The organism is Variovorax sp. Soil_C_12, from assembly GCF_057657375.1.
On sequence record NZ_JBDGIO010000014.1, the window covers coordinates 61,515 to 88,506 of the forward strand.

General features: G+C 68.3%; 24 protein-coding genes and 1 pseudogene. 7 read left to right on the forward strand and 18 right to left on the reverse strand.

Translation table 11 applies throughout. From position 1 onward, the window contains the following. Positions 1 to 22: 22 nt before the first annotated feature. From AC3A6X_RS28560 to AC3A6X_RS28610, 11 genes are read right to left on the reverse strand one after another with little or no spacing between them, the layout of a single operon-like run. Positions 23 to 1,459, reverse strand: a complete 1,437-nt coding sequence (locus AC3A6X_RS28560) for an aldehyde dehydrogenase family protein (protein ID WP_487845316.1) — start codon at positions 1,457 to 1,459, stop codon at positions 23 to 25. Then, on the reverse strand, positions 1,456 to 2,388 hold the full coding sequence (locus AC3A6X_RS28565) for an amidohydrolase family protein (RefSeq protein ID WP_487845317.1): 933 nt from the start codon (positions 2,386 to 2,388) through the stop codon (positions 1,456 to 1,458). The genes AC3A6X_RS28560 and AC3A6X_RS28565 overlap by 4 nt, the downstream gene beginning before the upstream one ends. 1 nt (position 2,389) lies before the next feature. Next, a complete protein-coding gene (locus AC3A6X_RS28570; protein WP_487845318.1) occupies positions 2,390 to 3,334 on the reverse strand; it encodes a YncE family protein in 945 nt (314 codons plus the stop codon). A gap of 17 nt (positions 3,335 to 3,351) precedes the next feature. After that, on the reverse strand, positions 3,352 to 4,629 hold the full coding sequence (locus AC3A6X_RS28575) for a TRAP transporter large permease (protein WP_487845319.1): 1,278 nt from the start codon (positions 4,627 to 4,629) through the stop codon (positions 3,352 to 3,354). A gap of 13 nt (positions 4,630 to 4,642) precedes the next feature. After that, positions 4,643 to 5,146, reverse strand: a complete 504-nt coding sequence (locus tag AC3A6X_RS28580; protein WP_487845320.1) for a TRAP transporter small permease — start codon at positions 5,144 to 5,146, stop codon at positions 4,643 to 4,645. A gap of 22 nt (positions 5,147 to 5,168) precedes the next feature. Continuing rightward, positions 5,169 to 6,152, reverse strand: a complete 984-nt coding sequence (locus AC3A6X_RS28585; protein WP_487845321.1) for a TRAP transporter substrate-binding protein — start codon at positions 6,150 to 6,152, stop codon at positions 5,169 to 5,171. Between the two features lie 53 nt (positions 6,153 to 6,205). Further along, the gene (locus AC3A6X_RS28590; RefSeq protein WP_487845322.1) at positions 6,206 to 7,135 is read right to left on the reverse strand and encodes a dihydrodipicolinate synthase family protein; all 930 of its coding nucleotides are present in this window, start codon (positions 7,133 to 7,135) and stop codon (positions 6,206 to 6,208) included. A 26-nt stretch (positions 7,136 to 7,161) separates the two neighbouring features. Then, positions 7,162 to 8,709 (reverse strand): UxaA family hydrolase, encoded by a 1,548-nt coding sequence (locus AC3A6X_RS28595; RefSeq protein WP_487845323.1) that lies wholly within the window; start codon positions 8,707 to 8,709, stop codon positions 7,162 to 7,164. A 10-nt stretch (positions 8,710 to 8,719) separates the two neighbouring features. Then, on the reverse strand, positions 8,720 to 9,892 hold the full coding sequence (locus AC3A6X_RS28600; protein WP_487845324.1) for an L-rhamnonate dehydratase: 1,173 nt from the start codon (positions 9,890 to 9,892) through the stop codon (positions 8,720 to 8,722). Positions 9,893 to 9,918: 26 nt separating this feature from the next. Further along, positions 9,919 to 10,968 (reverse strand): 4-hydroxythreonine-4-phosphate dehydrogenase PdxA, encoded by a 1,050-nt coding sequence (locus AC3A6X_RS28605; protein ID WP_487845325.1) that lies wholly within the window; start codon positions 10,966 to 10,968, stop codon positions 9,919 to 9,921. Position 10,969: 1 nt separating this feature from the next. Beyond that, positions 10,970 to 11,932: a Bug family tripartite tricarboxylate transporter substrate binding protein gene (locus AC3A6X_RS28610; protein WP_487845326.1), complete on the reverse strand. Its 963-nt coding sequence runs from the start codon at positions 11,930 to 11,932 to the stop codon at positions 10,970 to 10,972. A gap of 108 nt (positions 11,933 to 12,040) precedes the next feature. On the opposite strand from AC3A6X_RS28610, the gene AC3A6X_RS28615 reads away from it, so the two are divergent. The 7 genes and pseudogenes from AC3A6X_RS28615 (at position 12,041) to AC3A6X_RS28645 (ending at position 16,916) form a co-directional block, all read left to right on the forward strand. After that, entirely contained in the window at positions 12,041 to 12,976 is a 936-nt protein-coding gene (locus AC3A6X_RS28615) for a LysR family transcriptional regulator (protein ID WP_487845327.1), read from the forward strand. Between the two features lie 119 nt (positions 12,977 to 13,095). Beyond that, complete coding sequence (locus tag AC3A6X_RS28620; RefSeq protein ID WP_309973466.1) at positions 13,096 to 13,329, forward strand: DUF2789 domain-containing protein; 234 nt, start codon at positions 13,096 to 13,098, stop codon at positions 13,327 to 13,329. Positions 13,330 to 13,439: 110 nt separating this feature from the next. After that, positions 13,440 to 14,192, forward strand: a complete 753-nt coding sequence (locus AC3A6X_RS28625; protein WP_487845328.1) for a carbonic anhydrase — start codon at positions 13,440 to 13,442, stop codon at positions 14,190 to 14,192. Positions 14,193 to 14,380: 188 nt separating this feature from the next. Next, positions 14,381 to 14,566: pseudogene (locus tag AC3A6X_RS28630) on the forward strand (4-hydroxy-2-oxovalerate aldolase); the annotation flags it as partial. A 1-nt stretch (position 14,567) separates the two neighbouring features. After that, a complete protein-coding gene (locus tag AC3A6X_RS28635) occupies positions 14,568 to 14,837 on the forward strand; it encodes a helix-turn-helix domain-containing protein (RefSeq protein WP_487845329.1) in 270 nt (89 codons plus the stop codon). 10 nt (positions 14,838 to 14,847) lie between these two features. Beyond that, entirely contained in the window at positions 14,848 to 15,966 is a 1,119-nt protein-coding gene (locus AC3A6X_RS28640; protein WP_487845330.1) for a type II toxin-antitoxin system HipA family toxin, read from the forward strand. Positions 15,967 to 16,058: 92 nt separating this feature from the next. Beyond that, positions 16,059 to 16,916, forward strand: coding sequence for an aldo/keto reductase (locus AC3A6X_RS28645; protein WP_487845331.1), 858 nt, complete (start codon positions 16,059 to 16,061; stop codon positions 16,914 to 16,916). 31 nt (positions 16,917 to 16,947) lie between these two features. Here the strand turns inward: AC3A6X_RS28645 and AC3A6X_RS28650 are convergent, their stop codons facing one another. From AC3A6X_RS28650 to AC3A6X_RS28680, 7 genes are all read right to left on the reverse strand, one after another. Continuing rightward, complete coding sequence (locus AC3A6X_RS28650; protein WP_487845332.1) at positions 16,948 to 19,881, reverse strand: LON peptidase substrate-binding domain-containing protein; 2,934 nt, start codon at positions 19,879 to 19,881, stop codon at positions 16,948 to 16,950. Then, positions 19,878 to 21,068 (reverse strand): VWA domain-containing protein, encoded by a 1,191-nt coding sequence (locus AC3A6X_RS28655; protein WP_487845333.1) that lies wholly within the window; start codon positions 21,066 to 21,068, stop codon positions 19,878 to 19,880. The genes AC3A6X_RS28650 and AC3A6X_RS28655 overlap by 4 nt, the downstream gene beginning before the upstream one ends. Then, a complete protein-coding gene (locus tag AC3A6X_RS28660; protein WP_487845334.1) occupies positions 21,061 to 22,041 on the reverse strand; it encodes an AAA family ATPase in 981 nt (326 codons plus the stop codon). Before AC3A6X_RS28660 ends, AC3A6X_RS28655 begins: the two co-directional genes overlap by 8 nt. A gap of 26 nt (positions 22,042 to 22,067) precedes the next feature. Then, positions 22,068 to 23,030, reverse strand: a complete 963-nt coding sequence (locus AC3A6X_RS28665) for an effector-associated domain EAD1-containing protein (protein ID WP_487845335.1) — start codon at positions 23,028 to 23,030, stop codon at positions 22,068 to 22,070. 21 nt (positions 23,031 to 23,051) lie between these two features. Then, positions 23,052 to 24,092, reverse strand: coding sequence for a trypsin-like peptidase domain-containing protein (locus AC3A6X_RS28670; RefSeq protein ID WP_487845336.1), 1,041 nt, complete (start codon positions 24,090 to 24,092; stop codon positions 23,052 to 23,054). Then, on the reverse strand, positions 24,089 to 25,357 hold the full coding sequence (locus tag AC3A6X_RS28675; RefSeq protein ID WP_487845337.1) for a metallophosphoesterase family protein: 1,269 nt from the start codon (positions 25,355 to 25,357) through the stop codon (positions 24,089 to 24,091). Before AC3A6X_RS28675 ends, AC3A6X_RS28670 begins: the two co-directional genes overlap by 4 nt. A gap of 139 nt (positions 25,358 to 25,496) precedes the next feature. After that, positions 25,497 to 26,981 (reverse strand): nucleobase:cation symporter-2 family protein, encoded by a 1,485-nt coding sequence (locus AC3A6X_RS28680; RefSeq protein ID WP_487845338.1) that lies wholly within the window; start codon positions 26,979 to 26,981, stop codon positions 25,497 to 25,499. Between the last annotated feature and the right edge of the window lie 11 nt (positions 26,982 to 26,992).

The following is a 26,992-nucleotide window of genomic DNA, read 5'->3' on the forward strand; positions in this document are numbered from 1 at the left end:
TTCCGGATTCACGTCATTCGCTTCAGGCCAGCGTGTACGCCGTCTTCACCACCGTAAAGAACTCCTGCGCATACCGCCCCTGCTCCCGCGGCCCGTAGCTCGACCCCTTGCGCCCGCCGAAGGGCACGTGGTAGTCAACCCCCGCCGTCGGCAGGTTCACCATCACCATCCCCGCCTGGCTGTGGCGCTTGAAGTGCGTCGCGTACTTCAGCGAGGTCGTCGCGATGCCGGCCGACAGCCCGAACTCCGTGTCGTTGGCCGTCGCCAGCGCCTCCTCGTAGTTCTTCACCCGGATCACGCTCGCCACCGGCCCGAAGATCTCTTCCTTGTTGATGCGCATGCTCGCCACCGACTCGCTGAACAGCGCCGGCGACATGTAGAAGCCCTCGGTCGCCAGCTTCAGCCGATCGCCGCCCGCGGCCAGCGTGGCGCCTTCGCCCTGGCCGATCTCGATGTAGTCCAGGTCCTGGCGCAGCTGGCTCTCGCTGGAGACCGGCCCGATGTCGGTGCCCTGCGCCAGCGCATCGCCGACCTTGATCTTCGCCATGCGCGCCTTCATCGCCTCGATGAACTTCGGGTAGATGCCCTCGGTCACGATCAGCCGGCTGGATGCGGTGCAGCGCTGGCCGGTGGAATAGAAGGCGCTCTGCACGCTGAGCTCCACCGCCTGGTTCAGGTCGGCATCGTCCAGCACCACCTGCGGGTTCTTGCCGCCCATCTCCAGCTGCACCTTCTTGCCCTTCGTCGCGCACGCCACGGCGATGCCGCGGCCCACACCGACCGAGCCGGTGAAGCTGATGGCATGAATGCCGGGATGGTCGACCAGCGCATTGCCGATCACGCTGCCGCGGCCCATCACCAGGTTGAACACGCCGGCCGGGATGCCCGAGCGGCTGATGATCTCGGCCAGCGCCCAGGCGCAGCCGGGCACCAGGTCCGCGGGCTTCAAGACCACGCAGTTGCCGAAGGCCAGCGCCGGCGCGATCTTCCAGGCGGGGATCGCAATCGGGAAGTTCCACGGCGTGATGAGCCCGACCACGCCCACCGGCTCGCGCGTGATCTCCACGCCGATGCCCGGGCGCACCGAGGGAAGAACTTCGCCCGACAGGCGCAGGCATTCGCCGGCGAAGAACTTGAAGATGTGGCCGGCGCGCGTGGCCTCGCCGATGCCCTCGGCGCGGGTCTTGCCCTCCTCGCGCGCCAGCAGCGTGCCCAGCTCTTCCTTGCGCGCGAGGATCTCGTTGCCGATCTTGTCGAGCGCATCGCTGCGTGCCTGCACGCTGCCGGTGGACCAGCCCGGGAAGGCCGCGGTGGCGGCCGCCACGGCCTCGTCGACCTGCACGGCGTCACCCTGGGCGTAGTGGCCCAGCACGTCTTCCAGGTTGCTCGGGTTGGTGTTGGGGCTGTAGCTGGCGCCCGCGCGCCATTCGCCGTTGATCAGGTTGTCGAAGTTGTTCATGCGTTCGAATCGGAAGGGGGTGGAAGGTCGATGCGGTAGAAGCGCAGCGCGTTGCCGCTCATCACGGCCTGCTGCTGGTCGGGTGCGAGGCCGTCCAACATGCGCCAGACGCCCCGCACCAACTGCGGAAAATCGATGCGCAGGCCCGCAACGGGAAAGTTGCTGGCGAACATGCAGCGTTGCCAGCCGAAGATCGCCAGCGTGTCGCGCACGATGCGCGCGTTGGCATCCCAATCCCAGGGCTGGTCGCGCAGGCCGAATTCGGAGAGCTTCACGTGCACGTTCGGCTGGCGCGCGAGCACTTCCATCCAGCCACGCCAGCGCGCAAGGCCTTCCTCGCTGCGGTCCCACGCAAAGCCGTGGTGGTTCAGGACCATCGGCACCCGCGGAAACATGGCCGCGACCGTGGCCGCTTCGGGCAGGTGCCAGGCGGGCACCCGCATGTCCCAGCTCAGCCCGTGTTTCTCCAGCAGCGAGAAGCCGCGCAGCCAGGCCTCGTCCTGCATGCTCCCCGGCTGGCCCGCCACGCTTTGCCCTGGCGCCGCAGACGTCACCGGCTTGCTGCGGATGCCGCGCACCAGCGGATAGCGCAGCTGCCCGAGCAGGCACTGCTCGGTGTCCGGCCGGTCGAGCCAGGCATGCGCGACGACGGCATGGGGAAATCCGTGCGCGGCGTTCATCTCGTGCAGCCAGGCGGTTTCTGCAAGTTGCTCGCTGCGGCCGCGCTCGGCCTCCACGTGTACCGTCGCCAGCACCTCGACGCCGGCGCTCGCGGCGCGATAGTCCGCAGGCAGGAAGTCCCGGCGCAGCGCGGCATGGTCGCCCAGAAAGAAGGCCTGCGGGTCGTACGCCTGCTGCAGCCAGGGATAGCGCCCCCGCGACAGGTCCCAAAGATGGTGGTGCGCGTCCACGATGGCCATGCGCGGCATGTCAGTGAATCCAGACGAGCGAAGAATCGGGCTCGCGCAACGTGGCGATCTGCTGCTCGAACTCGAAGCTTTCCAGATTGAGGCGCCGGATCGTCTGGTCCTGGAACGAGATCCAGGCCGCCCGTCCGCCGGGATGGAGCGACAGCGCCAGCGGGTTGGCCGGCAGCTCGATGCAGCGCTGCTCCTTCAGGTCGGTGCCGAAGACCGAGAGGCTTTGCTCGCCCGAGTTGGTGGTCAGCAGCACATCGCGACCCCGGGCGTCGGTGCTGCGGTAGACGCGGTTCGGATCGCGCCGCGTCTTGCCCGAGGCAACCACCTCCATGCTGGCCGTGTCGACGGCGACGATGGTGTCGTCGCCGCGGTTCGCCACGTACAGCAGCGACTCGTCGGCCGACAGCACGTTGCCCTCGGGTACCGGCCCCGGCACCATGGCCACGGGTGTGAAGGTGGGATCGTGCGGCCTGATCTTGGTGACGGTGTTCGACAGCAGGTTGAGCGCATAGGCGGTCTGCGCGTCCTTCGTCAATGCGAACAGGTGCGTCTTGTAGCCGCCCGAGGGTACGGCCAGGTCGGGCACATGGCGGTTGACCGGGTCGGAAAAGCGCAGCAGCGTGTTGTGGGCCTCCGACATCACGTACAGGCGGCCCTGTGCGTCCACCGTCAGGCCGTGCGGGCGATGGAAGGGCCAGATGTCGAGCGTGGCGACATGCTCCCGGGCTTCCAGGTCGATCACGAACACCGAGTGGCCGCCCGGCTCGCCCAGGTGGCTGGCGGTCTCGATGCCATAGTGGCCCACGTAGGCGCGCTTGCGCACCGTGTCCACCGCGAACTCGTGCGGAAAGTTCGGCAGCACGATGTGCTTCTCGGCCTGGCCGGTGCCCAGGTTGTAGAAGCTGAAGGTATGGGCGCATTTCTGCACCAGCAACAGGATTTCGGGGTCGGGCATTGCGTGGCTTTCAGGGATCAGCGGAACCAGCTGGCCGGCACCATGACCAGCTGCGGAAACAGGACGAACAGAAACAGCAGCACCGTCTGCGCCAGCAGGAAGGGCCAGACCCCCTTGATCACGGCGTCCAGTGGGGTCCTGGCCACCCCCGCGACCACGTTGAGCACCGTTCCGACCGGTGGCGTCAGCAGGCCGATCGCGTTGTTCATGATGAACATCACGCCGAAGTAGACGGGGTCGATGCCGGCCTTGGTGATCACCGGCATCAGGATCGGCGTGAGGATCAACACCGTGGGCATGAGGTCCAGCGCCGTGCCGACCACGATGACCAGGATCATGATCACGAACATCAGCAGGATCTTGTTGCCCATGAAGGGCTCGAGCATCGCCGTCGCCTGGGCCGGGATGTCGGCGATGGTGATGAGCCAGGCCGACACGAGCGCGCAGGCCACCAGGAACATCACCGTGCTCGAGGTCTTGGCCGCCGACAGCATGAGCTCGGGCAGCCGCTCGAACTTGAGCTCGCCGTAGACGAAGCGCCCCACCAGCAGCGCATAGACCACCGCCACCACCGCGGCCTCGGTCGGCGTGAAGATGCCGAACTTCATGCCGCCGATGATCACGCCCGGCAAGGCCAAGGCCCAGACGCCGTCGGCCATCGCCACGGCGAGCTTGCGCGCATCGAATCGCCGGGCGGCCGCGCCGGGCTCCTTCTTGGCGCACAGCCACCAGGTGAACGCCAGCGCGGCGGCCATCATGAGGCCCGGAAAGATGCCGGCCAGGAACAGCTTCGTGATCGACACTTGGGCCGCCACGCCGAACACCACGAAGGCGATGGAAGGCGGAACCACCGGCGCGATGATGCCGCCGGCAGCGATCAGGCCGGAGGCGCGCGGCACGTCGTAGCCGGCGGCGCGCATCATCGGGATCAGCAGCGCGGCCACGGCCGCCGTGTCTGCCACGGCCGAGCCGGAGATGCTGGCGACCACCACGCAGGCGATGATGGCGACATAGCCCAGGCCGCCGCGCACGTGGCCCACCAGCGCTTCGGCCACCGCGACGATGCGCCGCGACAGCCCGCCTGCGTTCATCAGCTCGCCGGCCAGCATGAAGAAGGGCACCGCCATCAGCGGATAGTTGTTGACGCCCTCGAGCAGGTTCTGCGCCAGGATCTGCGTGTCGAAGCTGTTGAGATGGATCATCAGCGCCACGCCGCACACCAGCAGCGCGAAGGCGATGGGCGTGCCCAGCGCCATGGCGCCGAGCAGGGAGAAGAGGAAGATGGAGATGGTCATGTCGCGTCCTCCTTCACTCGCCGGCGCTGACGCTCTGCGGCACCAGCTCTTCGCGTGTCATGCGCCCGGCCAGCTGGCGCCAGAGCGAATGCGCCAGCAACAGGGCCATGCCGGCGCTGCTGACCACCAGGCACAGGTAGACCAGACCCAGCGGCACGCCGGTCACGGGCGCGTGGTCGCCCATGCCGATCACCACCTGCTTCCAGGCGCCGTGCGCCAGCAGCAGGCAGCAGCCCAGCGTCAGCGCATCGGCGGCGAAGCGGCAGATGCGCTGGCCGGTCTCGCCCAGGCGGTCGACCAGGCTGGACATGCCGAGGTGGGCCTTGTCCTTCATCACCACGAGCGCGCCGATCAGCGTGAGCCACATGAAGACGAAGCGCGACACTTCCTCGGAAAAGACGATGCCGGAATTGAAGGCATAGCGCAGCACGACATTGCCGAACACCAGCACCACCATGACGGCGAGCAGGGCGATCAGCAGCCACTGCGCGGCGCGCGTGAGCAGATCGGGTTTCATCGGGAGCTCCTGGCTGGGGCGCTTACTTGACTGCATCCACCGCAGCAAGCAGCTCGGGGCCGTTCTTGGTCACGTAGGCCTTGCGCACGACATCGCCCACGATGGCCTTGAAGGGCGCGGGGTCGTAGCTCTCGATCACCGACATGCCCTGCTTGCGCAGGTCGGCGACGATGCCGGCCTCGTTCTTCTGGTTGGTGTTTCGCTGCAGCAGCTTGGCATCGTTGGCGCTGTCCAGCAGCACCTTCTGCAGCTCGGGCTTGAGCGCGTCGAACTTCTGCTTGCTGTAGACCACCGGCATGGCGGTGAAGGCGTGCCGGGTCAGCGTCAGGTGCTTCTGCACCTCGTAGAACTTGGCCGCATAGGTGATGTCCACCGGGTGTTCCTGTGCATCCACCGCGCCCGATTCCAGGGCCTGGTAGAGCTCGCCCAGCGGCATGGGCAGGGGGTTGCTGCCCAGCAGCTTCCAGGCCTGGATATGGACCGGGTTGCCCATGGTCCGGATCTTCAGTCCCTTGACGTCCTCGGGCGTGCGTACCGGCCGGTTCTTGGTCGTGATCGAGCGAAAGCCCACTTCCCAGAAGGCGAGCTGCTTGAGGCCGTGGGCCTCCAGGTCCTTCATGAGGCGCTGACCCACTTCACCGTCCACCGTGGCATAGGCATGCGCCGGGTCGCGAAACAGGAAGGGGATGTCGAGCACCTCGAACTTCGAGACCAGGCCCGAGAAGTTGCCGCTGCCGGCCATCATCATGTCGATGGTGCCGCCGCGCACCGCGCCCAGCGTGGTCGAGTCGTTGCCCAGCTGGCTGCTGGGATAGACCTGCACTTCGAGCTGGCCCTTGCTGCGTTCCTTGACCAGGCGGGCGAATTCCAGCGCGGCCTGGTGCTGCGATGCGGTTTCGGGGCCGGCATGGGAAAAGCGGATCTTGGTGACCTGGGCGTGGGCGGCGAGGCCGGCTGCGAGCAATCCGCTGCACAGGGCGAGCTTGAGGAAGGAAAGGCGTTGCATGGTGATGTCTCCTGTATGAATTTGTGGGGTCGCGGGGGAAGGGGCGCGCGCGGCTATGCCGCCCAGCGCAGCACCAGCGGATCGAGCCGCCGGGCCGTCTCGATCAGCCCTCTGCGGGTTTCGGGGTGCATGGGGGGCCAGGGGTGGCGCGCGGCCTCGCAGGCAATCACGCCGCCTTCCTTCATCAGCGCCTTGGCGGCCAGGAAGCCCGACTGCCGGTTCTCGTGGTTGATCAGCGGCAGCCAGCGCTGGTAGAGCGCAAAGGCCTTGTCGCGATCGCCCGTGCGATGCGCTTCGATGATCGGGCGGATGCCGTCGGGGTAGCCGCCGCCGGTCATGGAGCCGGTGGCGCCGGCATCGAGGTCGGGCAGCAGGGTGATCGCTTCCTCGCCGTCCCAAGGCCCTTCGATCGCGGCGCCGCCCAGGCGGATGAGCTCACGCAGCTTCGACGCCGCGCCCGCGGTCTCGATCTTGAAATAGGCGACGTGCTCGATCTCGCGCGCCATGTTCGCCAGGAACGCGGCCGACAGCACGGTCCCGGCAGCCGGCGCGTCCTGCACCATGATCGGAATGTCCACCGCATCGGACAGCCGCGCGTAGAAGTCGAAGATCTGCGGCTCGGGCACGCGGAAGGTGGCGCCGTGATAGGGCGGCATCACCATCAGCATCGCGGCGCCCATGTCCTGCGCGCGGCGGCTGCGCTCGGCACAGACGCGGGTGGCGAAGTGGGTGGTGGTCACGATCACCGGCACGCGCCCGGCCACGTGCTCGAGGATGGTGCGGGTCAGCACTTCCCGCTCGTCGTCGGCCAGCAGGAACTGCTCGGAGAAGTTGGCCAGGATGCACAGGCCGTCGGAGCCCGCGTCGATCATGAAGTCGACGCAGCGCTTCTGGCTGTCGAGGTCGAGCGCGCCGTCTTCGGTGAAGGTGGTGGGCACGACGGGGAAGATGCCGCGGTAGCGGGCGGGCTGGGTGGTGGTCATGGCGTCAGTGAAAAGAAGGGGGTGCGTCAGGTGACGACGCTGATCTGCCAGGGAACGAATTCCTGCTGGCCGTAGCCGTGGCGTTCGCTGCGCGAAGGCTGGCCGGAGGCGGTGGCCAGGAGCATCCGGAACAGCCTCGCGCCGAGTTCCTCGATGCTCTGCGTGCCTTCGAGCACCTCGCCGCAGTTGAGGTCCATGTCGTCCGATTGCCGCTGCCACAGCGCGGTGTTGGTGGCGAGCTTGAAGGAAGGCGAGGGCGCGCAGCCGTAGGCCGAGCCGCGGCCGGTGGTGAAGCAGATCAGGTTGGCGCCGCCGGCGACCTGGCCGGTGGCCGAGATCGGGTCGTAGCCGGGCGTGTCCATGAACACCAGGCCGCGGGCCGTCACCGGCTGCGCGTATTCATAGACGTCCACGAGGTTGGTCGAGCCGGCCTTGGCGATGCCGCCCAGCGACTTTTCCAGCACGGTGCTCAGGCCGCCGGCCTTGTTGCCGGCCGAGGGGTTGTTGTCCATCGCCGCGCCGTTGCGCGCGCAGTAGGCTTCCCACCAGCGGATGCGCTCGACCAGCTTGCGCCCGACCTCGGGCGTCTGCGCGCGCCGCGTGAGCAGGTGCTCGGCGCCATAGATTTCGGGCGTTTCCGACAGGATGGCCGTGCCGCCATGCGCGACCAGCAGGTCGACCGCGGCGCCGAGCACCGGGTTGGCCGAGATGCCGGAGTAGCCGTCGGAGCCGCCGCACTGCAGGCCGACCACCAGATGGCTCGCAGGGACGGTTTGCCGGCGCACGGCGTTGGCCTGCGGCAGCATCGCCTTGATGCGCTCGATGCCGTGCGCGATGGTGCGCGTGGTGCCGCCGGTGTCCTGGATCGTGAAGCTGTGCAGCCGGTCGCTGTGCTGCAGGCCCTGGGTCGCGAGCAGCTTCGCGATCTGGTTGGTCTCGCAGCCCAGGCCGATGACCAGCACGCTCGCGAAGTTGGGATGGCAGGCGTAGCCGCCCAGCGTGCGCTGCAGGACGGCGAGGCCTTCGCCTTCCGGGTCGACCGCGCAGCCGGCGCCGTGCGTGAGCGCCACCACGCCATCGATGTTCGGAAAGGGCGCCAGCATCTCGGGATGGATGTCGCGGCGGAAATGATCGGCGATGGCGCGCGCCACCGTGGCCGAGCAGTTGACGGAGGTGAGGATGCCGATGTAGTTGCGCGTGGCGACGCGGCCGTCATCGCGCACGATGCCCTCGAAGCTCGCCGGCTCGGCGGCACGCGGCGTCGGCCGCGCCTCGGCGCCGTGGGCATGGTCGCGCGCGAAGTCGCCCATCGCCAGGTTGTGCGTGTGCACGTGCTGTCCCGCACGGATCGGCTGGCTCGCAAAGCCGATGATCTGCCCGTAGCGGCGGACGACGCTGCCCGCCTCGATCGCCCGCGTGGCCATCTTGTGGCCCGGCGGAACCAGCCCGGCGACGGTGATGCCTTCGCTCTCGACGTGCGTGCCCGAGACCAGCTGGTCGAGCGAGATCACGACATCGTCGTCGGCATGCAGGCGTATCACGCGTGCGTTCGGCTGGAAACTCGAGGACACCATGGCCGCTGCGTCATTCGACGATGTCGAAGTCCTTGAGGTACTCGGTCTTCAGCGTGAGACCAAGCCCGGGCTTGTGGTCGTCGAGCTGCAGGAAGCCGTTCTCGGCCACCGGCTCGCCGTCGAAGATGTAGTAGAAGAGCTCGTTGCCCACTTCGACGTCGTGCATCGGGAAGTACTCGCTCATCGGCGAGGCCAGCGTGCTCATGGTCAGGTGGTAGTTGTGCATCTGGCCCGCATGCGGGATCACCGGCACGCTGTGGGCCTCGCACAGCGCGTTGATCTTGTGCGCGGCGGTGATGCCGCCGACGCGGTTGGTGTCGTACTGCACGACCGACACTGCCTTGCGGTCCAGCAGCTGCTTGAATCCGTAGAGCGAGAACTCGTGCTCGCCGCCCGAGATCGGAATGCCGGTCAGCTGGTTCAGCTCGGCATAGCCGTCGATGTCATCGGCGATCACAGGCTCCTCGAGCCAGCGCGGCTGGAACTTCTCGAGCTTGGGGCAAATGCGCTTGGCGTACTCGAGGTTCCAGCCCATGTAGCACTCGAGCATGAGGTCGTTGTCATAGCCGATGACTTCGCGCACGGCCTCGACCGACTTCAGGTTTTCCGCCACGCCCTTTTGCAGGTGGGCCGGCCCGTAGCCGAAGCGCATCTTGAAGGCCGTGAAGCCCTGGTCGAGGAACTTCTGCGCCTCGGCCTGCATTTCCTTCAGGTCGGTGCGGTAGAGCTTGGAGTAGTAGCAGGGGATCTTTTCCTTGGTGCGACCGCCGAGCAGCTTGAACACCGGCTTGTTCACCGACTTGCCCAGGATGTCCCAGATGGCGAGGTCGACCGCGGAGATCGCAGCCATGGTCACGCCCTTGCGGCCCCAGGCATGGGTGGCGCGGTACATGCGCTGCCACAGGTACTCGTAGTCCCACGGGTCCTGGCCGACGACCAGCGGCGCCAGGTACTGGTCGATGATGGCCTTGGCGATGGCTGGCGCCAGCGCCACGTTGCCGAGGCCGACGATGCCGTCGTCGGTCTCGATCTCGACCACGGTCCACGAATGGAAGCGGAAGGTGCTCATGGTCTCCTGCGGCGCGTACAGCAGGTCCATCGCGTTGGAGCAGAAGTTGCCCTGCGGCGGAACGGTCTTGCCTTTCCACTGGAAAACACGGGCGCGGACGGATTTGATCTTCATGGTGTCTCTCGGGTGTGGGAGGGGGTTCAGGCGGGGGTGCGATTGGCAAAGCGGTGCGCGGCGCCCATGCGGCTCGCGATGCGGAAGGCCTGCCACATGGCTTCGACGCTGGCCGTGCCCTGGCCCGCGATGTCGTAGGCGGTGCCATGCGCCGGCGTGGTGATGGGGATCGGCAGCCCGCCCTGCACCGTGACGCCGCGGCTGAAGCCCATCAGCTTGATGGCGATCTGGCCCTGGTCGTGGTACATGGTGACGACGGCCTGGTAGTCGCCCGCCTGCGCCTTCAGGAAGATGGTGTCGGCCGGAAAGGGGCCGTGGAAGGGGGACTCGGTCGGCCAGTCGCGGGCCTGTAGGCGCTGCACTGCCGGGATGATGATGTCGACCTCCTCGCGCCCGCAAAGACCGCCGTCGCCGCCGTGCGGATTGAAGGCCGCGACGGCGATCTTCGGCTGCGCCACGCCGTTGGCCAGGAGCGAGCGGTAGATCAGCTCGGCTGCCTGCTCGATGCGTTCCACACTCAGGTAGCCGGCCACGTCCTTCAGCGGCACGTGCGAGGAGATGCGCGAGGTCCAGAGTTCGCCGAGAGTGTTGAACTCGCAGAAGTAGCCGGCAACGCCCAGGTGCTGCGCGAAATGGTGCAGCTCGTCCTCGTGCTGCATGCCGCCGATCTTCATGGCGTGCTTGTTGAGCGGGGCGAAGCAGATCGCGTCGACTTCGCCGGCCAGCGTCGCGTCCATGCACTGGTCGAGCACCTGCAGCACCGAACGGCCGCCCGGCGCCGCGGCGTGGCCGCGCTGCACCAGCGCAGGGTCGATGCTGTGCAACGCCAGGAATGCGGGGCGCGTCGTACCGGCACGCCCACGCACCTCGGCCAGCGAATGCACCTCGTCGGTGGCGACGGAGGTGCCGGCGATGCGTTGGCCTTCGTCCCACAGCCAACGGTCGCCGACCAGCACGATGTTGGCGAGCGCCGAGGCTTCGGGCTTGGCCAACAGCTTGGCGATCAGTTCGGCGCCGATGCCGGCGGGGTCGCCGAGGGTGAGCGCAACAACGGGAAAGGAAGAGGTATTCGTCATGTCAATCCAGGCGGATGCGGTTTTTCTTGATGACCTCGCCGAAGCGCTTGTATTCGGCGGCGTGGAACTGCGCGAACTGCGCCTGAGTCATCGGCGTGATCTCGGCGCCGATGGCGTCGAGGCGGGTTCGGGTCTCGGGCATCGCGAGCACCTGGTTGACCGCGTCGTGCACCCTGTCCTGCACCGCCTTGGGCGTTGCAGCGGGCATGTAGATGCCGTACCAGGCGCTCATCTCGACGTGCGGCACGCCCGCTTCGGCCAGGGTGGGTACGTCGGGCAGTTGCGCGTTGCGCTTGGCGGTGGTCACGGCGAGCGCGCGGACCTTGCCGTTCTTGATCTGGCCGATCACCGAGGGCAGGGTGTCGAAGCTCAGCTGCACCTGGCCGCCGACCAGGTCGACCAGCGCCGGACCGCTGCCCTTGTAGGGCACATGCGTCATGTCGGTGCCGGTCGCGTCCTTGAACATCTCGGCCGCGATGTGCTGGGTGCTGCCCGAGCCGCTGGTGGCGTAGTTGAGCTTGCCCGGATCCTTCTTCGCCAGCTTGACCAGCGCCTGCACCGAGTCGGCCGGCACGCTGTTGCTCACCACCAGCACGTTGGGCACGGCGCCGACAAAGGCCACCGGCACCAGGTCGCGGTTGCTGTCGTAGCCGAGCTTGAGCAGGTGCGGCGCGATTGCGTGCGCCGTGACCACGCCCATCACCATGGTGTGGCCGTCGGTGGACTTGGCCGTGGCATCGGCCGCCAGGGTGTTGGAGACGCCGGGCCGGTTCTCGACGACCACCGGCTGCTTGAGCAGGGGGCCGAGCCGATCGGCCACCGCGCGCGCCATCGCATCGGTGCCGCCACCAGGTGCGGAGCCCACCATGATTCTGATCGGGCGGGTGGGCCAACCTTGGGCCTGTACGGCGCCCGCGGCGAGCGCCAGCAGGCCTGCGGCCGCAGCCGCGATGAGCTTCTTCATTTGCTTGTCTCCAGTGTTTCGAGGAATCGTTGGCGGCAATCGTAGGGACGCGATTGATGCACGTAAACTGAAAGCTCTTGATCGATCAATATCCTGAGGTAATCAATCGTGGGCTCCCTCGACAAACAGGATTCGACCCCCCAGCTGCTCAACCGCGTTCGCATGAGGCAGGTGGCGCTGATGCTGGCCGTGGAAGAACGACGCACCCTGCGCGCCGCCGCCGATCAACTGGGCCTGACGCAGCCGGCCGCCACCAAGATGCTTCACGAGCTCGAGAGCGCACTGGGCCAACCGCTGTTCGAGCGCGCCGGGCGCGGCCTGCGGCTCAACGCCGCGGGCGAGCGCGTCATGGGTTACTTCAGGGGCATTCGCGGCAGCATGGAGGCGCTCAATCGCGAGCTGCACGAGTTCCAGCTCGGCAGCGTGGGCAAGTTCTCGCTCGGCAGCATCATGGCCGCCTCGCCCGGCCGGCTGACCGATGCGCTCACCGAACTCAAGGCGGCCCATCCCTTGTTGGCCATCGAGATCGCGGTGGACACCAGCGACAAGCTGCTCGGCCAGTTGCACGAGGGCGTGCTCGAGGTGGTGGTGGGGCGCCCCGTGGGTCCTGAAGCGGCGATCTGCACCTTCAAGGCCATCGAGGACGAGGCCCTGGCGGTGGTGGCCGGCAACGACCATCCGCTGGCCGGACAGTCACGCGTGGCCTTCGCCGATCTGCTGGATTACCCATGGATCCTGCAACCGGCGCACAGCCCCATGCGCGACGTGATCGAGCGCGAGTTCCAGGTGCACCACGCGGTGGTGCCGCGCGGCCTGATCGAGACCGGTTCGATCCTCACGACCATCAACCTGATTCGCAAGTCGCGGATGATCGGCGTGATCCCGGCGACGGTCGCGCAGCGGGACGCCGAGCATGGCGTGCTCAGCATCGTGCGCTACCCGATACGGCACAAGCTCGCGACCTACGGCAGCATCGTGCGCAGCGACCGGCCGCTCAGTACGCCGGCAGAACAGTTCCTGGAACTGCTGCACAGGAAGCGATAGGAGAACCCCGGCCGTCGTGCATCAGGCCCTGATGCCCTGGTGGCGATTGTTGGTTGCCACGCCCCTCGTGACGGTGCACAGTCGTGCGGAAGAACCGAACGTTCATGGAGAATTTGCCAATGGACCTCACCGACCACAGCCTCCCGAACCTGTTTCGGCAACTCGGTTTGCCAAGCACACAGCCCGAGATCGATTCATTCATCGCAAGGCATCGACCCCTGCGCGATGAGATCGAGTTGGCAGACGCTCCGTTCTGGACTTCCGGGCAAGCGCAGTTCCTGCGCGAAGAGATCGGTGAGGACGCCGATTGGGCCGAGCTTGTGGATCAGCTGAACGTGTTGCTGCGCGCGTAGCCGTTCTGGTACGGCGGAATCCCGGCGGTGATCGCGCGGCTGAGCAAGTCGAGTTGTCGTGACTTGGGGCCGCCTGCCTACAATTGCCAGCGTCTACCACGCGAGGTTCCATGAGATCAAAACTGTTGCTTGCTGCGGCATGCGCGCTGAGCGTCGTCCCCCTGGTCTTTGCCCAAGGCCAGCCTCACTGGAGCTACAAGGGCCATAGCGGCGCGGCACATTGGGGCCAGCTGCACGAAAGCTTCAAGACCTGCAAGCTGGGCAGGCACCAATCCCCGATCAATGTCGAAACCCGGGCGACGAAGAAGGCAGTTGACGCGAAGCCGATCGGCTTTGCCTACACGGCCGGGCCGGGTGAAGTGGTCAACAACGGCCACACGATCCAGGTGACGCTGCCCGCGGGCGGCTCGGTCACCCTCGACGGCGTCGACTACAAGCTGCTGCAGTTCCATTTCCACACGCCGAGCGAAGAGAAGATCGACGGCAAGGCGTACCCCCTGGTTGCGCACCTCGTGCACAAGAACGCGAAAGGCGAGCTCGCCGTCGTCGCCGTGCTGTTCAAGGTGGGCAAGGAGAACACGGCGCTGAAGCCCGTGTTCGAGCACCTGCCGTCCAAGGAAGGCGAAAGCTTCAAGCTGGACCTCGACATCAACTCGGCCGATCTGCTGCCGGCCAACCGCGCCTACTACGCCTTCATGGGGTCGCTGACGACGCCACCGTGCAGCGAAGAAGTGCGCTGGCAGGTGCTGAAGACGCCGGTCGAACTCTCCGCCTCGCAGCTTGCCGCGTTCAGGAGGCTCTACCAGATGAATGCACGGCCGGTGCAGCCCTTGAATGGCCGCAAGGTGCTGGCGGGCAGCTAGACACTCGCGGCCGACGCCGGCTCAGGTCTCCACCGCGGAGGGCCATGGCGGCTCGTCAATGAGCCGAGCCAATGAATTCATTTGCTTTCCTCGTTGGACGCGCCCCAACCGAGGGCCTCTAAAGGCGATCGCCGCGGCACTGGACGCCGCGGGCGTCGACAGCATCGAGATCGCGCACGGCGCGCGACCTCGGCATGGACGACGTGCGGGACCGGTTCCGCGCGTTCAAGGAGGTGCTGGGCGCCGACACGCAGACCGGCAACCACGCGCACCACAACCTGAGCCTCGGCGTGGCGAACTCGATCGTTCTATCGAGCTTCCTGCGCCGCGATCCCTCCTCATGCGCTGGCAAAGGCAAGGGAGCTGGGCCAGCGGTTGCGGGCCCACCGGATCGATCGGGGCTGGACGATCGCTGCTGCAGCCGAGCGCCTGCTGTGTTCGCCCACGACCTTGCGGGCACTCGAGGCCGGGCGGCCAGGCACGAGCATCGGGCTGCTGCTGAATGCGCTGTGGTTGCTGGGCCAGGTCGACACCCTCGATCTCGTGGCCCCGGCGCCGACCAGCCTGACAGCCAACAGGCGTGTCCGAAGAGCGGCCGGGAAAGCTGCAAAGGGAGTCATCAGCGACGATGAACGCGACTTCTGAACGGGGAGGTTTGAAGGAGCGCTCGGTCTATGTCGGCCTGGCGAACCACGCCGGCGAAGGCGTGCAGGCGGTGGGCTTGTTGAAGCTCGTCCAGCATGGCGTCATGCAATCCGGCGAATTCGCGTACGGCCGACGATACCTGGGCGACCCCACCGCGCAGCCGCTCAATCCGGACCATCTGCAACTGCGCGATGCGCCGTTCGTGCTGCCGGAGAAACGCTTGCGCGACGGCGGCGCTCTCCCGCTGACACTCAGGGATGCGCGCCTCCCGATTGCCGCGGAGCTGCCCATCGACTCGTATCCGGCGATCGACGCGCTGGCCGAGGCGTCTCGCCGCATCGAAGCCGGACTCGACGTGGCGCCCGCGATGCGGAAATTGCTGGTCGGCGGCAGCCTGGGCGGCGCGCGGCCCAAGGCCACGTTCATCCATGCGGGGCGGCGCTGCATCGCCAAGTTCGCCTCGCGTGGAGACGACCATGACGTCGAGGTGCTCGAGGCGGCAACGCTGGGGTTGGCGATGTCCTGCGGCATCTCGACCTCCAGCTTCTTCATTCAACCCTTGGCAGTCGGCCATGCGCTGCTGCTCGAGAGGTTCGACCGCACGGGCCCGGTCCAATCCGAGTCCCGCTTCCACTATTTGTCGGCTGCGGCGTTGCTCGACGGCCCGTACGAATCGAACCAGGGCAGCTATGTCGAGCTGGCGCAGGCCTTGCGCCGCGTCTCGTCCCGGCCCGAGCAGGATCTGAACGATCTGTTTCGCCGGCTGGTCTTCAACCTCTGCATCGGCAACACGGACGACCACGTCAAGAACCACGGTGTGCTGCACCAGGGTCATGGTTTCTGGCGGCTGGCCCCGGCGTTCGATGTGGTGCCCCAGCTCAACGCAAACGTCGGCGTGCAGGGGATGGCCATCCTTCCGGGCAGGAACGACTCCAGCCTGCAACTCGCGCGCGAGGCTGCGCCCCACTTCGGACTGAGCAAGGTCGCGGCAGAGGAGGTCGTCACCTCGATCAGTGACAGCGTGATCCAGCAGGCTTACCGTGCGGTGCGCGCAGCCGGAGGCGACACCAGGCTGGCGCGGCGGATGAAGGCCTATGTCGCGCAACAGGCGGATCGCATCCGAGCCTGAGGCGGGGTGACCGCGCCAGCGGGTCGAAACATTTTTCTTGCTGCGCTTGCGCGCGGGCCAGCCTATATTGCCGTGCGTAAGAAAGGCCCCGCATGCGCACACTCGAACTCTCGGCAAACCAAAAGATCCCGGTCCTCGGACTCGGCACTTGGCGCATGGGCGAAGAGCCCGGCTCGCGCAAGGCCGAAGTCGCCGCGGTGCGTTCGGCCATCGCAATGGGCTACCGCCTCATCGACACGGCCGAGATGTACGGCGAGGGCGGCGCCGAGGAAGTGGTGGGGCAGGCCATCGCCGAGGCGCTGCGTGCCGGCGACGTGAAGCGCGAGGAGCTCTTCGTCGTCAGCAAGGTCTATCCGCACAACGCCAGCCGCAAGGGCACGCCCGCGGCTTGCGCGCGCAGCCTGGCGCGGCTAGGGCTGGACCGCATCGATCTCTACCTGCTGCACTGGCGCGGCGAACATCCGCTCGACCAGACTTGCGAGGCGATGCGCCGGCTGGTGGATGACGGCCGCATCGGGCGCTGGGGCGTCAGCAACTTCAACACCGACGACATGGACGAGCTCGCGGCGGTGTGCGGCGAGCCGCTGGACTGCGCGGCGAACCAGGTCTACTACTCGATGAGCGAGCGCGGGCCGGAGTTCAGCCTGCTGCCGTGGCAGCGCGAGCGCGGCATGCCGCTGATGGCCTACAGCCCGATCGACCAGGGCGCGCTGGCCGGCGACGCGGCGCTGAAGAAGATGGCCGAGCGGCTGGGCGTGACGGCGGCGCAGCTCGCGCTGGCCTGGGTGGTGGCGCAGCCCGGCGTGGTCGCGATTCCGAAGGCGGTGCGCGAAGCGCATCTGCGCGACAACCTGGCTGCGGCGGAACTGCGGTTGAGTGCGGAAGACCTGGCGGAGATCGACCGGCTGCATCCTCCGCCGCGGGGCAAGAAGCCGTTGGCGATGATCTGAAGCGACCCGCGGGCCGCGTGCAGCGCTTCGATCACGCAGGCGCCTTGCGAGCCGGCCGCACCACGGCTTTGCCGGGCGGATAGAGCGCAGCGATGAAGGCCTTGTCCGACTCCGACAACGTGCTCCCGCCCTCGATGGGCTGGCCCGAGCGCAGGAGTTCCGCCGGGAAGCCGTACAGCATCACCGACTGTGCGTCGAAGGGCCGGTAGGGCGGGCGGCTGGGTGGGTTCGGCGTGAGGATGTGGTGGTCGATCATCTCCTTCGACCATTGGTTGGGCGGGCCGCCGAAGTGCTTCATCACCGCCTGGCGATCCCACTCGATGCCGGCCATCGGATTCCTGTGTTCCTGCCACAGGCCCAGCGCATGGCCGAACTCCATCAGCACGACCCGCTGGAACTCGGCTTCGGGCGTGTGGGGATCGAGCCAGCCGAAGTTCATCGTCGGCTGTCCGGCCGGAACGGAGCGCGCATCGGTGCCCACATAGGACCAGCTGCCGTCGTTGCGCTGGAACGCGATGCGGATGTCGGCCGTCTCCTTGCTGCCGCGAGGCAGCACTTCGTAATGCAGGTTGGCGAACTTGAACCACTGCGCAGCGCAGCGCATCACCCGCTGGCGCAGCTTCGCGTCGCCGGAGAGGAAGGCAATGCGCAACGTGCTGCCGTTGGGCCAGAGCTTGAGGGGTGTTGCGCGCGGCGGCCTGGCGGCGGGCTTGGGCGGGGCCTGCGGGTGCTCGGGCTGCCGGGCCATCGCTTCGACGTGTTCCCACAGCGTGTCGTCCCCGGGGCGATGCGCGAGCGCGAGTGCCACGATCCGGCGCAGCCGGCCGCCCGCGGCGGCGGCTTTCGCCAGTGCGGCGATCACATCGGGCGGATCGGCCGCGGAGGGCTGGGCCTCCAGCAGACCGTGAAGCTGCGCAATTTTCAAGTCGTCGCCGAGCACTTCCCCCAGGCGGTCGAGGCCCCAGCCGCCCCGGCCGAAATCCTCCGGCAGGCCATCCACGATGCGGGCGATCACGGCAGCGCGCAAGGGGTGCAGCATGGCGTAGGCTTCGTCCGCCTCGAGCAGCTTCTGCCGGTCAGGGGGCGGCAGAGACAGCATCTCGGCCAATTGGTAGCAGCCGGCGACCAGCGGTGCTTCGCGCATCAGGTCGATCGTCTTGCCATCCGCTCCGCCAAGGCGCACCAGCGCGCGCAGCGCGTCGACGAGCGCCTCGCGTGCTTCGGGCGGCGACTTGCGGTCCCCCGCCTCGGGCAGCGGGTCGATGCGCGCGAGCACGGCGCCGCCCTCGGCGGGGTCCTGCATCGGCGTGCCCACGGCGCGGCCCAGGCCCCGGAGCACGACCTCGATGCCCGCGTCGAGCGTGCGATGGCTGGCCACGGCGGCGACTGTGCCGATCCCACGCAGCCGGCGCGGATCGAAGCGCTCGCCCGCACTCTCGTCGAGCACGGCGAAGACGGTGCTGTCGCCGCCGTTTTGTACCTTGAACAGGCCCATCATCGACTCGGTGCGGGTCAGCCTCAGCGACACCGTGCGGCCGGGAAAGACCACTGCCCCGCGCAGTGGCATCAGCGGCAGGAAGGTGGCGCCGGCACGCTGGAGCTCGTTCGGGTCGGCGCCGGCATCTTGCGTCGGCGGCAGTAATGGCGCGAAGGGTGCTTCGGCAATGGCCAGCACCTCGGGCCAGCGCACGCCGCAACGCACGCAAAGGAGCTCCAGCACGCGCTCCGGCACGCCGCCGGTGGCCTTCAGGATCTCGTCCGCGAGGCCCGCGGCATCGCGTGTTTCCTCCGGCCCGAGGCCGTCGAGGCCCGCCTCGCCGCCGTACCGGTCGATCCAGAAGCGCAGGTCGTCCTCCGCGATACGACCCAGGGCGGGGAGCATGCCGCGGGACCCGGCGAACAGCATCACGCTGACGAGGGCGGCTTCCACGATCACCGCTTCGGCACCTTCGGCGCGATCCAGCAGGTACAGGAATGCGGGGACTTCTGCGGACTGCAAGTCCTGCAATTCGGCTCGCTGCGCTTCGTCCAGCCGCTCGACGCCGTCGATGGCAATCGCCAGCGGCCTCGAGCGGGCGAGCGCGGCCGTGCGCTCATGGATGCGCGGCCACGGCGCCTGCGCCTCCAGGCCGAGTGCCAAAGCGAGCGATGCCCGCAGCGAGCCTGGAGCGGCCGGGTCCGTGCCCAGCCACAGCAGGGCGGGCGCCCGCTCCAAGTGCCCGAGCAGCCGCAGCAGCACCCAGCGGTGGCCATGGTCGCGCGGTCCGCGAATCAGCAGTAGCTCGTGCGCGTCGGATTGGCGCAGTGCGTCGCGATGGGCTGCCCGCTGCGCCACGAAGTCGAGCTCCCGCAGCGCCTTGCAGACCGCGACCGGGTTGCCTCCCTGCGGCACCGGCGGCATGGCGGGCATGGCGCCGCGCATCGCCACGAACCAGTTCTTCGACAGGCTGGCCGGCCCGCTGCCGTGCTCCGCCGCATCCAGCCAGGCCTGGGCGCGTTCCGGCGCGAGGAAGTTCAGGGCCGTGAGCTGCTGCGCATGCCGCAGCTCCGAGCGCTCGAACCATGCCGTGCGGCGCTCCGCGTACTGCCACAGCAGGGTGGCGACGGCGCGCAGCCGGTCCGGGCCATGATGCGCGACCAGGCGCATCAGCAGCAGCTCGCGCACCGGGGCATCCATCATGTAGAGGCCGTTGCCCTCGGCATCTCGGCACAGCGTCGACAGCAGCAGCCGGGCTTCGACCCAGTGCGGCACACGCTCGCGCTCGAAGAAGAAGTTGATGCGCAGCAGGTGCAGCAGGCCGGGGTCGAAGGCTACCGCCAGCGCGGCATGGGCCGCCAGGTCGAGCGCGGAGCGCACCAGGGCCTGCGGGTCGGGCTCGCCCATCGTCCCGGCGGCCGCGTGCAGCGCGCGCTCGAACTGCCGCAGCCTCCGCTCGGCCAGCTGGCGGGCGGCGTCCTCGCTCACAGGGGGCGCTCCAGGTTCACCGGATGCCCGCGCAGCGCGTTGACCGCGAACTGGATGCCGGATCGGTCGAGCGCATACATGGGCACGTGCCGCGCCAGGTGCGCCGCGACGGTGTGAGCCCACAAGGGCTGGGGCACCGGGTTGAGCCAGACCACGGCCGAGGCACGGCGGCGCAAGGCCTTGACGAAGGCCAGCGAGTCCTGCACGCGGGCCGGTTCGGCGCGGCCGCGCGCGGCGCCGGCATCGCCGACGACCAGCGCCGCGGTGCCGGGCGCCATCGTTGCCAGAAGTTCGCGCAGCGGCAGGCCCTTCTCGAGCTGCGGGTCGGCATACACGCGGCCTGTGTCCAGCGGCTCGATGCGCGAGAGCACCGGGTCGAGCGCGGGGAAGAAGTCGCCGGCGTCCAGCTCGGCCAGCAGCGAACGGTCGGTGCCTTCGGTCGGCACGTCGTGAAAGTAGTGCAGCGAGGTCTGCTGCAGCATGCCGGCCTCGCGCACCGCGGTGCAGAAGGCCTCGACGAAGGGTGCGTAGGGCGCCATCGAGCCTTCCACGTCGACGAACAGCGCCAGCCGCGAGGCGTTGCGACGCCGCGGCACCAGCACCGGCGGCATCGCAACGCCGGTGCGCAGGCGCTGGCGCAGCGTCTGGTCGATGTCGAGTTCGGCGGGCGGGCCGAAGCGCATGGGTCGGCGCAGGCGCCGGAAGGCCTGCGCGATCTCGCGGTGCGTGAGCGGGTACTGCTCGACAAGCACCAGCCGCACATCCGCGATCTGCACGCCGGCGAGCGTGAGCTCCGGGATGCCGAGCGGCTTGCGGCTGACGCTGATCTGGATCTCTTCGACACGCTCGGGCACAGGCGCTTCGCGCGGGGCCTGCGCGTCGCCGCCCGCGTGCGCAGGCCGGCCGGGCGCGGCCATCGGCCCCGGCGCGGCGGCATCGGGCTCGGGCGTCCAGTCCTCGGGCCAGGCCAGCCGGGCGAACAGGGCGCGCACGATGTCGGCTTCGTGCGGCGACTTGGCCCACAGCGCGACCATCAGGTCGCGCAGCGCATCCTGCGAGGACCAGCCGAAGCCGGCGGTGAGTGCCATGCGCAGCGCGTCGAGGTCGGGCGGGCCGATCGGGAGGCGCCGCCGCTGGAGCTGCCTGAACAGTTCGCGCACCAGCGCGAACGCGTTCGCTTCAGACACGGCGCGCCGCCGGCATGGACGAAGGGAAAGCTTCGTGCGCCAGCTTCAGGTCGGCGACGTTCTTGATCAGCGCCTGCACCGCCGGCAGGCGGTCCAGCTCGGCCGGCTTGATCTTGCGCGCTTGCAGGTAGCCGACCCAGTCGAGCAGCTCCGAGAGGCCGGGCTTCTTGAGCAGCTGGCGCTCGCGCAGGGTGTTCACCACCTCGATGGCTTTCTTGCGCAGCCCGGCGCTGTCGATGCTGTGCCGGGACAGGATCGCGTCCAGCTCGTCCTTGGGAAACTCCACGTAGTGAAAGATGCAGCGGCGCAGGAAGGCGGTCGGCAGCGCCTTCTCCTCGTTGTGGGTCACGAAGATGATGGGGCGCAGGGCCGGCTGGTCCCCCGGCACCCGGAAGCCGATCTCGGGCGCCTCGGCGACATCGAACTCGAGCCGGTCGAGCTCGCGCAGCAGGTCGTTGGGGAAGTCGAGGTCGGCCTTGTCCACCTCGTCGATGAGCACCACCGAGCGGCGGCCGTGGTGGGCGCGGATGATGGCGCGGCCCAGCGGTCCAAAGCGGATGTAGTCGGCCACCGTGTTCGCGCCGCGGCGCTCGCCCTCGGCCGGCGGCAGCTGCGCGTCGTGCAGGCGCCGCACCGCGTCGTAGGTGTAGAGCAGGTCCTGCGCCTTGCTGGTGGACTTGATGTAGCTCTCCTCGATGGGCAGGCCCAGCGCATAGGCGACCGCGTGGGCCAGCCGGGTCTTGCCGCAGCCCGGGTCGCCTTGCAGCAGCAGCGGCCGCCCGAGCGCGATCGCCAGGTTGACCACTTCCTCCAGCGCGGCGCTGGCGAGGTAGGCCTCGCGCTGCACCTCCACCTTGGCGGGGCGGCTGGTCGGCACCGGGTCGAGGTCGGCCGCCTCGATCTTGCGGGTGTCCGGCTGTTTGGCCAGGCGATTGAAGCGCAGGGACAGGTCGATCTGGTGGCGGGAGCTCATGGACGGTCCTCTTCCGATGTGTCCGCTCAGGGCGGCGACTTGAAATGCTCGCGCAGCGCCGCCTGGGGCAGGTTCTGGCGCAGCAGGGCGATGGCGGTCTCGAGCGCGAAGTAGGCGACGTCGGTCGATGGGGCGGGCGCCTGGTCGGCCACTTCGTGCAGCCAGCGCTTGAACTCGTTGCACAGGTCGAGCGGCCAGCCCTTGTCGCGGGTCACGTCCTCGACCCACTCGTAAAGGTCGGTGTCCTGGAACTGCGGCAGCGGCAGCAGGGTGCAGCCCGGGGGCGGCTGGCCGTCGGGTCGCGTGTTGACCAGCAGCACCAGGTGGTGGCTCAGCGCCTCGGCATAGGCGGCGAACAGCTTGCCCAGCAGCAGCGCGAGCGCCTCGTCCGGGGCGTTGTCGGCATCCACCATGCAGACCACATGCTCCAGCGTCAGCCTGGCCTTGAGCCTGGCGATCAGCTCGATGGTCTTGTCGATGGGGGTGAACTTCTCGTCCAGCCGAAGGCGCGAGGCGCTGGTCGAGGCCGGGACTGCCAGGTGCAGGCGCAGGCGCTCGATCACGTTGCCGACCACGGTCTGCTCTGCGCCGCACAGGAGGAACACCACCAGCCGTTGACGGGGCACGGCGAGCTCCCTGCGCCATATCGCCTCCAGCGGCCGCAGGTCGAACGAGCGCGTGTGCAGCAGCTCGGCACTGCTGCCGGCGCGCTCGACGCCGATCAGGCGGGCGAAGGCGAGCAGTCTTTCGTTGCCGGGGCGCCGCTCGAGCGCGACCGCCAGCACGGTGGCCAGGCCCTTCTCGCCGTTCGCGCCCTCCACGTAGTCCAGGAACTCGTACGCCATGTCTTCCACGGAGCCCTGCGCCACCTTCGCGGCCAGGTTGCTGACCTGGCCGGTCGCTTTCGCGAACTGGCTGAGCGCGCGCGCCGACCTGAAGGCATCGACGAGGGCATCGCGGAAGGCTTCGATGTGGTCACCGTAGCGCAAGGGTGTCTCTCCGGAAGCCGCTCAGCCCAGGGCCGGCAGCAGCCCTAGCTTGCCGCTGGCGCCCATGCGCTGGACGATCGCGCTCGTCGCGACGGCCCGGTTGGCAGCATGCGTCTGTGGGTCGACCCGGTGGTGCATCGCCAACAGGGACCAGTCCGCGGCAAAGCAGGGAGACCCCGAGGAGCCTTCTTCGGTCTCGGCCGTGTGCTCGTAGACGGCCTTCTCGCGGCCCGGCAGCCACTGGGTGACCACGCCGGGCGCCACCTCGATCGTGCGGCCGGCCGGATGCTGCAGCACCAGGCAGCTCTCCTTCGGGAATTCGAAGCCGCGGGTGCCCAGGGCGAGCCAGCCGCGCTTCGTGCCGTCAGCCACGGCCTCGCTGCCGATGTCGCGCGTGAGGGAGAGCAGCACATAGTCGAGCTCCAGCTTGTGGCTGGCGTCCTGGTAGCCCGGGGCGGGGTCGAAGGGCACGTCGATGCCCGGGTCCGCCGGCTCATGGCCCTCGGCCGCGCGGAAATCGAAGCAGGCCGAGTACGCGCCGGGAGCGCCCAGCTGGCCGGAGCCGACCGGCGATTCGAAGACATGCCAGTTGCTCATGACCAGCCGAGGCGCGACCAGGAAGCCGGTGCCGATCGCCTTGCCGCCGGCACGGATCTGGCAGACGCGACGCTCGCGCTGGATCATCTGCTGTCGCCAGCGGCCGGTGGATTCGAGGCCCGAGGCCTGGATGATCCTGGCCTGGAAGCCGGCATCGAGTGCGGCGGCCCGGGGGCCGGTGAAGGGGGCAGGCGCGAAGCCGTGGTTCAGCGCCAGCGCCTGCAGCATCGGATTGCCGGGATTGCGCGCGACCGCGTCTCGCAGCAGCATCTCGGTCCAACCCCGGGCCTCGGTGAGCTCGAGCAGATCGAACGCAACGTCGTCCAGCGGGCCCTTGCCCACCTTGGCCTCGAGGTTGATGTCCAGCGCGAAGGCGGCCAGCTGCTTCAGCGATGCCCAGTTGCGGTAGCCGTTCACCAGCGCATCGCGCGCGGCCTCCAGCTGTTCCGGACCGAGCCCCTTCATGGCGCCTCGTATTCGAAGTCGAACTCGGCGAGCGGCTGGTCACCGCCCGGCGGCCAGTAGGTCTCGTGGACGGTGCGGCCCTGGAGGTCCAGCGTCACGTAGCCGTTGGGGCCGTAGCGCGCGGGGTTCTCGGTCACGTAGGGGTTGGGCCCGTCCAGCACCACGCCGCCGGGCAGGTAGTTGGCGGCGTCGAAGCGGACCCAGCGCGTCTCGTTGCGCGCTCCGTTCTTGACCAGCCTGAAATAGGGAAAGCCGCTGTGGCCGATGCAGCGCCCGTGCATCTTCCAGCCCGGATGCCGGTCGTAGCGCACGCAGCTGTGCTCATGGCCCCAGTACCAGGCGGCGACGCGGCCGGTCGACAGCAACGGCATCAGCTTGTGCTGCAGCAGCGGGCCCTGCGACTCGAAAGCCGAGAAGGGCTGGTGATGCGAGAACAGCAGGATGCCGTGCCCGGGCAGCGCATCCGCCAGCGCGCGCAGCCAGGCCGTCTGCGTGCCGTACAGGTCGTGTTCGGCATAGGCGGTGTCCAGCCCGACCAGCAGCCAGTGCTCGTTGTGCAGCGCGAAGTAGCTGGCCGGCTGCGCGAAGGCGGCACTGCCCAGGATGCGGTCGAAGTAGGCGTTGCCGCCGGTGTACATCTCGTGGTTGCCATTGAGCGCGCGGTTCGCGGCGCCCGGGTGCCGGGGCCAGTGCGCGAGGAAGCGCTCGTCGACCTCGTCGGTGTCGCCCGCGTAGTAGATGTCGCCCAGGTGCAGCACCATGTCGATGGCTCGCTTGTCGCTTTCGATCGAGCGGGCACAGACCGGTGCGCCGTAGAGCCCGGTGCCCCAGTCGCTCAGCAGCGCGAGGCGGTAGTCGTTCGCGATCTCCTGCGAGCCGGGCGCCGCGTCGAGGAACTCGTGCTTGCGCAGCTTCTTGATCCAGTCGCGCAGGCTCCAGATCCAGCCGGGGTCCACGTTGTCGAACTTGGCCTCGTAGCCCTCGGCGGTGGCCAGGTTCGCCGGCACCAGGCTGCTGCCCTTGGCGGCCTGCTTCGCTTCGTGCGCCAGGTAGGTCTGCAGCAGCGACATCACGTGATCGTCGACCGAATGGAAGACGCCGGGCGGGTGCTGAACTTGCGTCGCGGCGCTGCGGCAGCGCCGGAGCTCGGCCAGGAAGCAGGCTTCCTCGACGTCGGCGGCGCTGGCGGATTCGAAGCCCTCGTTGCGAGCGCGCGTCAGCGCGTGCGCCACGGAAGAGATCGCGACCGAGACATTCGAGACCATCGCAGCTCCTCGAAGGGGCTCCTGCGCGGGAGCACCGCGTTATTGATCGCGGGCCAGCATAGCAGCCAGGGTCTCGGCGTCAATCGGATCGTTACCCGGCGGGGCGGATGCCGTGCGAACTTGGGCCGAGCGCAGGAGCTCAGTGCGCCTCGGCCTGCTTGGCCGCGGCAATCACCGCTTCATCGTCCTGCTTCGCGCCGTTCAAGAAGAGGTTCAGCAGCACCGCCGCGATCGACGCCAGCAAGATGCCCGACTCCACCAGCGAGTGAATCGCATGCGGCATCCATTGCTTGAAGTTGGGCGCGATCAGCGGAATCATGCCGATGCCGATCGACACCGCGACGATCATCGCGTTGTGGCGGTTGCCCTTGAAGTCCACGCCGCCGAGGATGCGGATGCCGGTGGCCGCGACCATGCCGAACATCACCAGGCCCGCACCGCCCAGCACCACCGTGGGCAGCGACTCCACCAGCGCCGCCATCTTGGGCAGGAGGCCCAGCACGACCAGGATCACGCCGCCGGCCACGCAGACGAAGCGGCTCTTGATGCCGGTCACCGCCACCAGCCCGACGTTCTGCGAGAAGCTGGTGTAGGGGAAGGTGTTGAACACGCCGCCGATCAGCGTTCCCAGGCCGTCGGTGCGCAGGCCGCGGGCCAGGTCCTTCTGGCCGATGCTGCGGCCGGTCATCTCGCCGAGCGCGAGGAACATGCCGGTGGACTCGATCATCACCACGATCATGATCAGCGTCATGGTGAGGATCAGGATCGGGTCGAACTGCGGCATGCCGAAGTGGAAGGGCAGCACCACGTCGACCCAGGCAGCCTTGCCCACTTTCTCGAAGGTCATGAAGCCGAAGATCGTGGCGACCACGGCGCCGATCACGATGCCCAGCAGCACCGAGATGTTGGCGATGAAGCCGCGGGCGTACTTCACGATCAGCAGGATCGACACCAGCACCAGCGCCGCGATGCCCAGGCCACCCAGGTCGGCGTACTTGGGATTCGGCACCGAGGGCATGATGGCCAGCCCCTTGGGGATGGGCGGCACCGAGCTGCCCGGCGAGGTGACCTCGGCCAGCCACTTGGCGTAGACCGGGTCGACCAGCGCCGGCGCCGTCGGCCCCACCGGGTTGCCGAAGATCCAGTTGATGCCCACGCGCATCAGGCTGATGCCGATCACCGCGATGATGGTGCCGGTCACCACGGGCGGGAAGAAGCGCAGCATGCGCGACACCAGCGGCGCGATCAATATCGAGATGACGCCCGCGCCGATGATGGCGCCGAAGAGCAGCTGCGCCCCGTTCTGGCCCGGGTTGGCGTTGGCGATCGCGACCATGGGCGCGACCGAGGCGAAGGTCACGCCCATCATCACGGGCAGCTTGATGCCGAACCATTGCGTGGCGCCCAGCGCCTGGATCAGCGTGGCGATGCCGCAGCAGAAGAGGTCGGCCGAGATCAGCAGCGCGACCTCGTCGGGGCTGAGCTTGAGCGCGCGGCCGACGATCAGCGGCACGGCCACCGCGCCGGCATACATCACCAGCACATGCTGCAGGCCGAGGGCGGTGAGCTTGCCGGCGGGCAGGCGCTCGTCGACGGGGTGGACGGAGGAAGAAGAATCGGACATCGAGGAAGCTC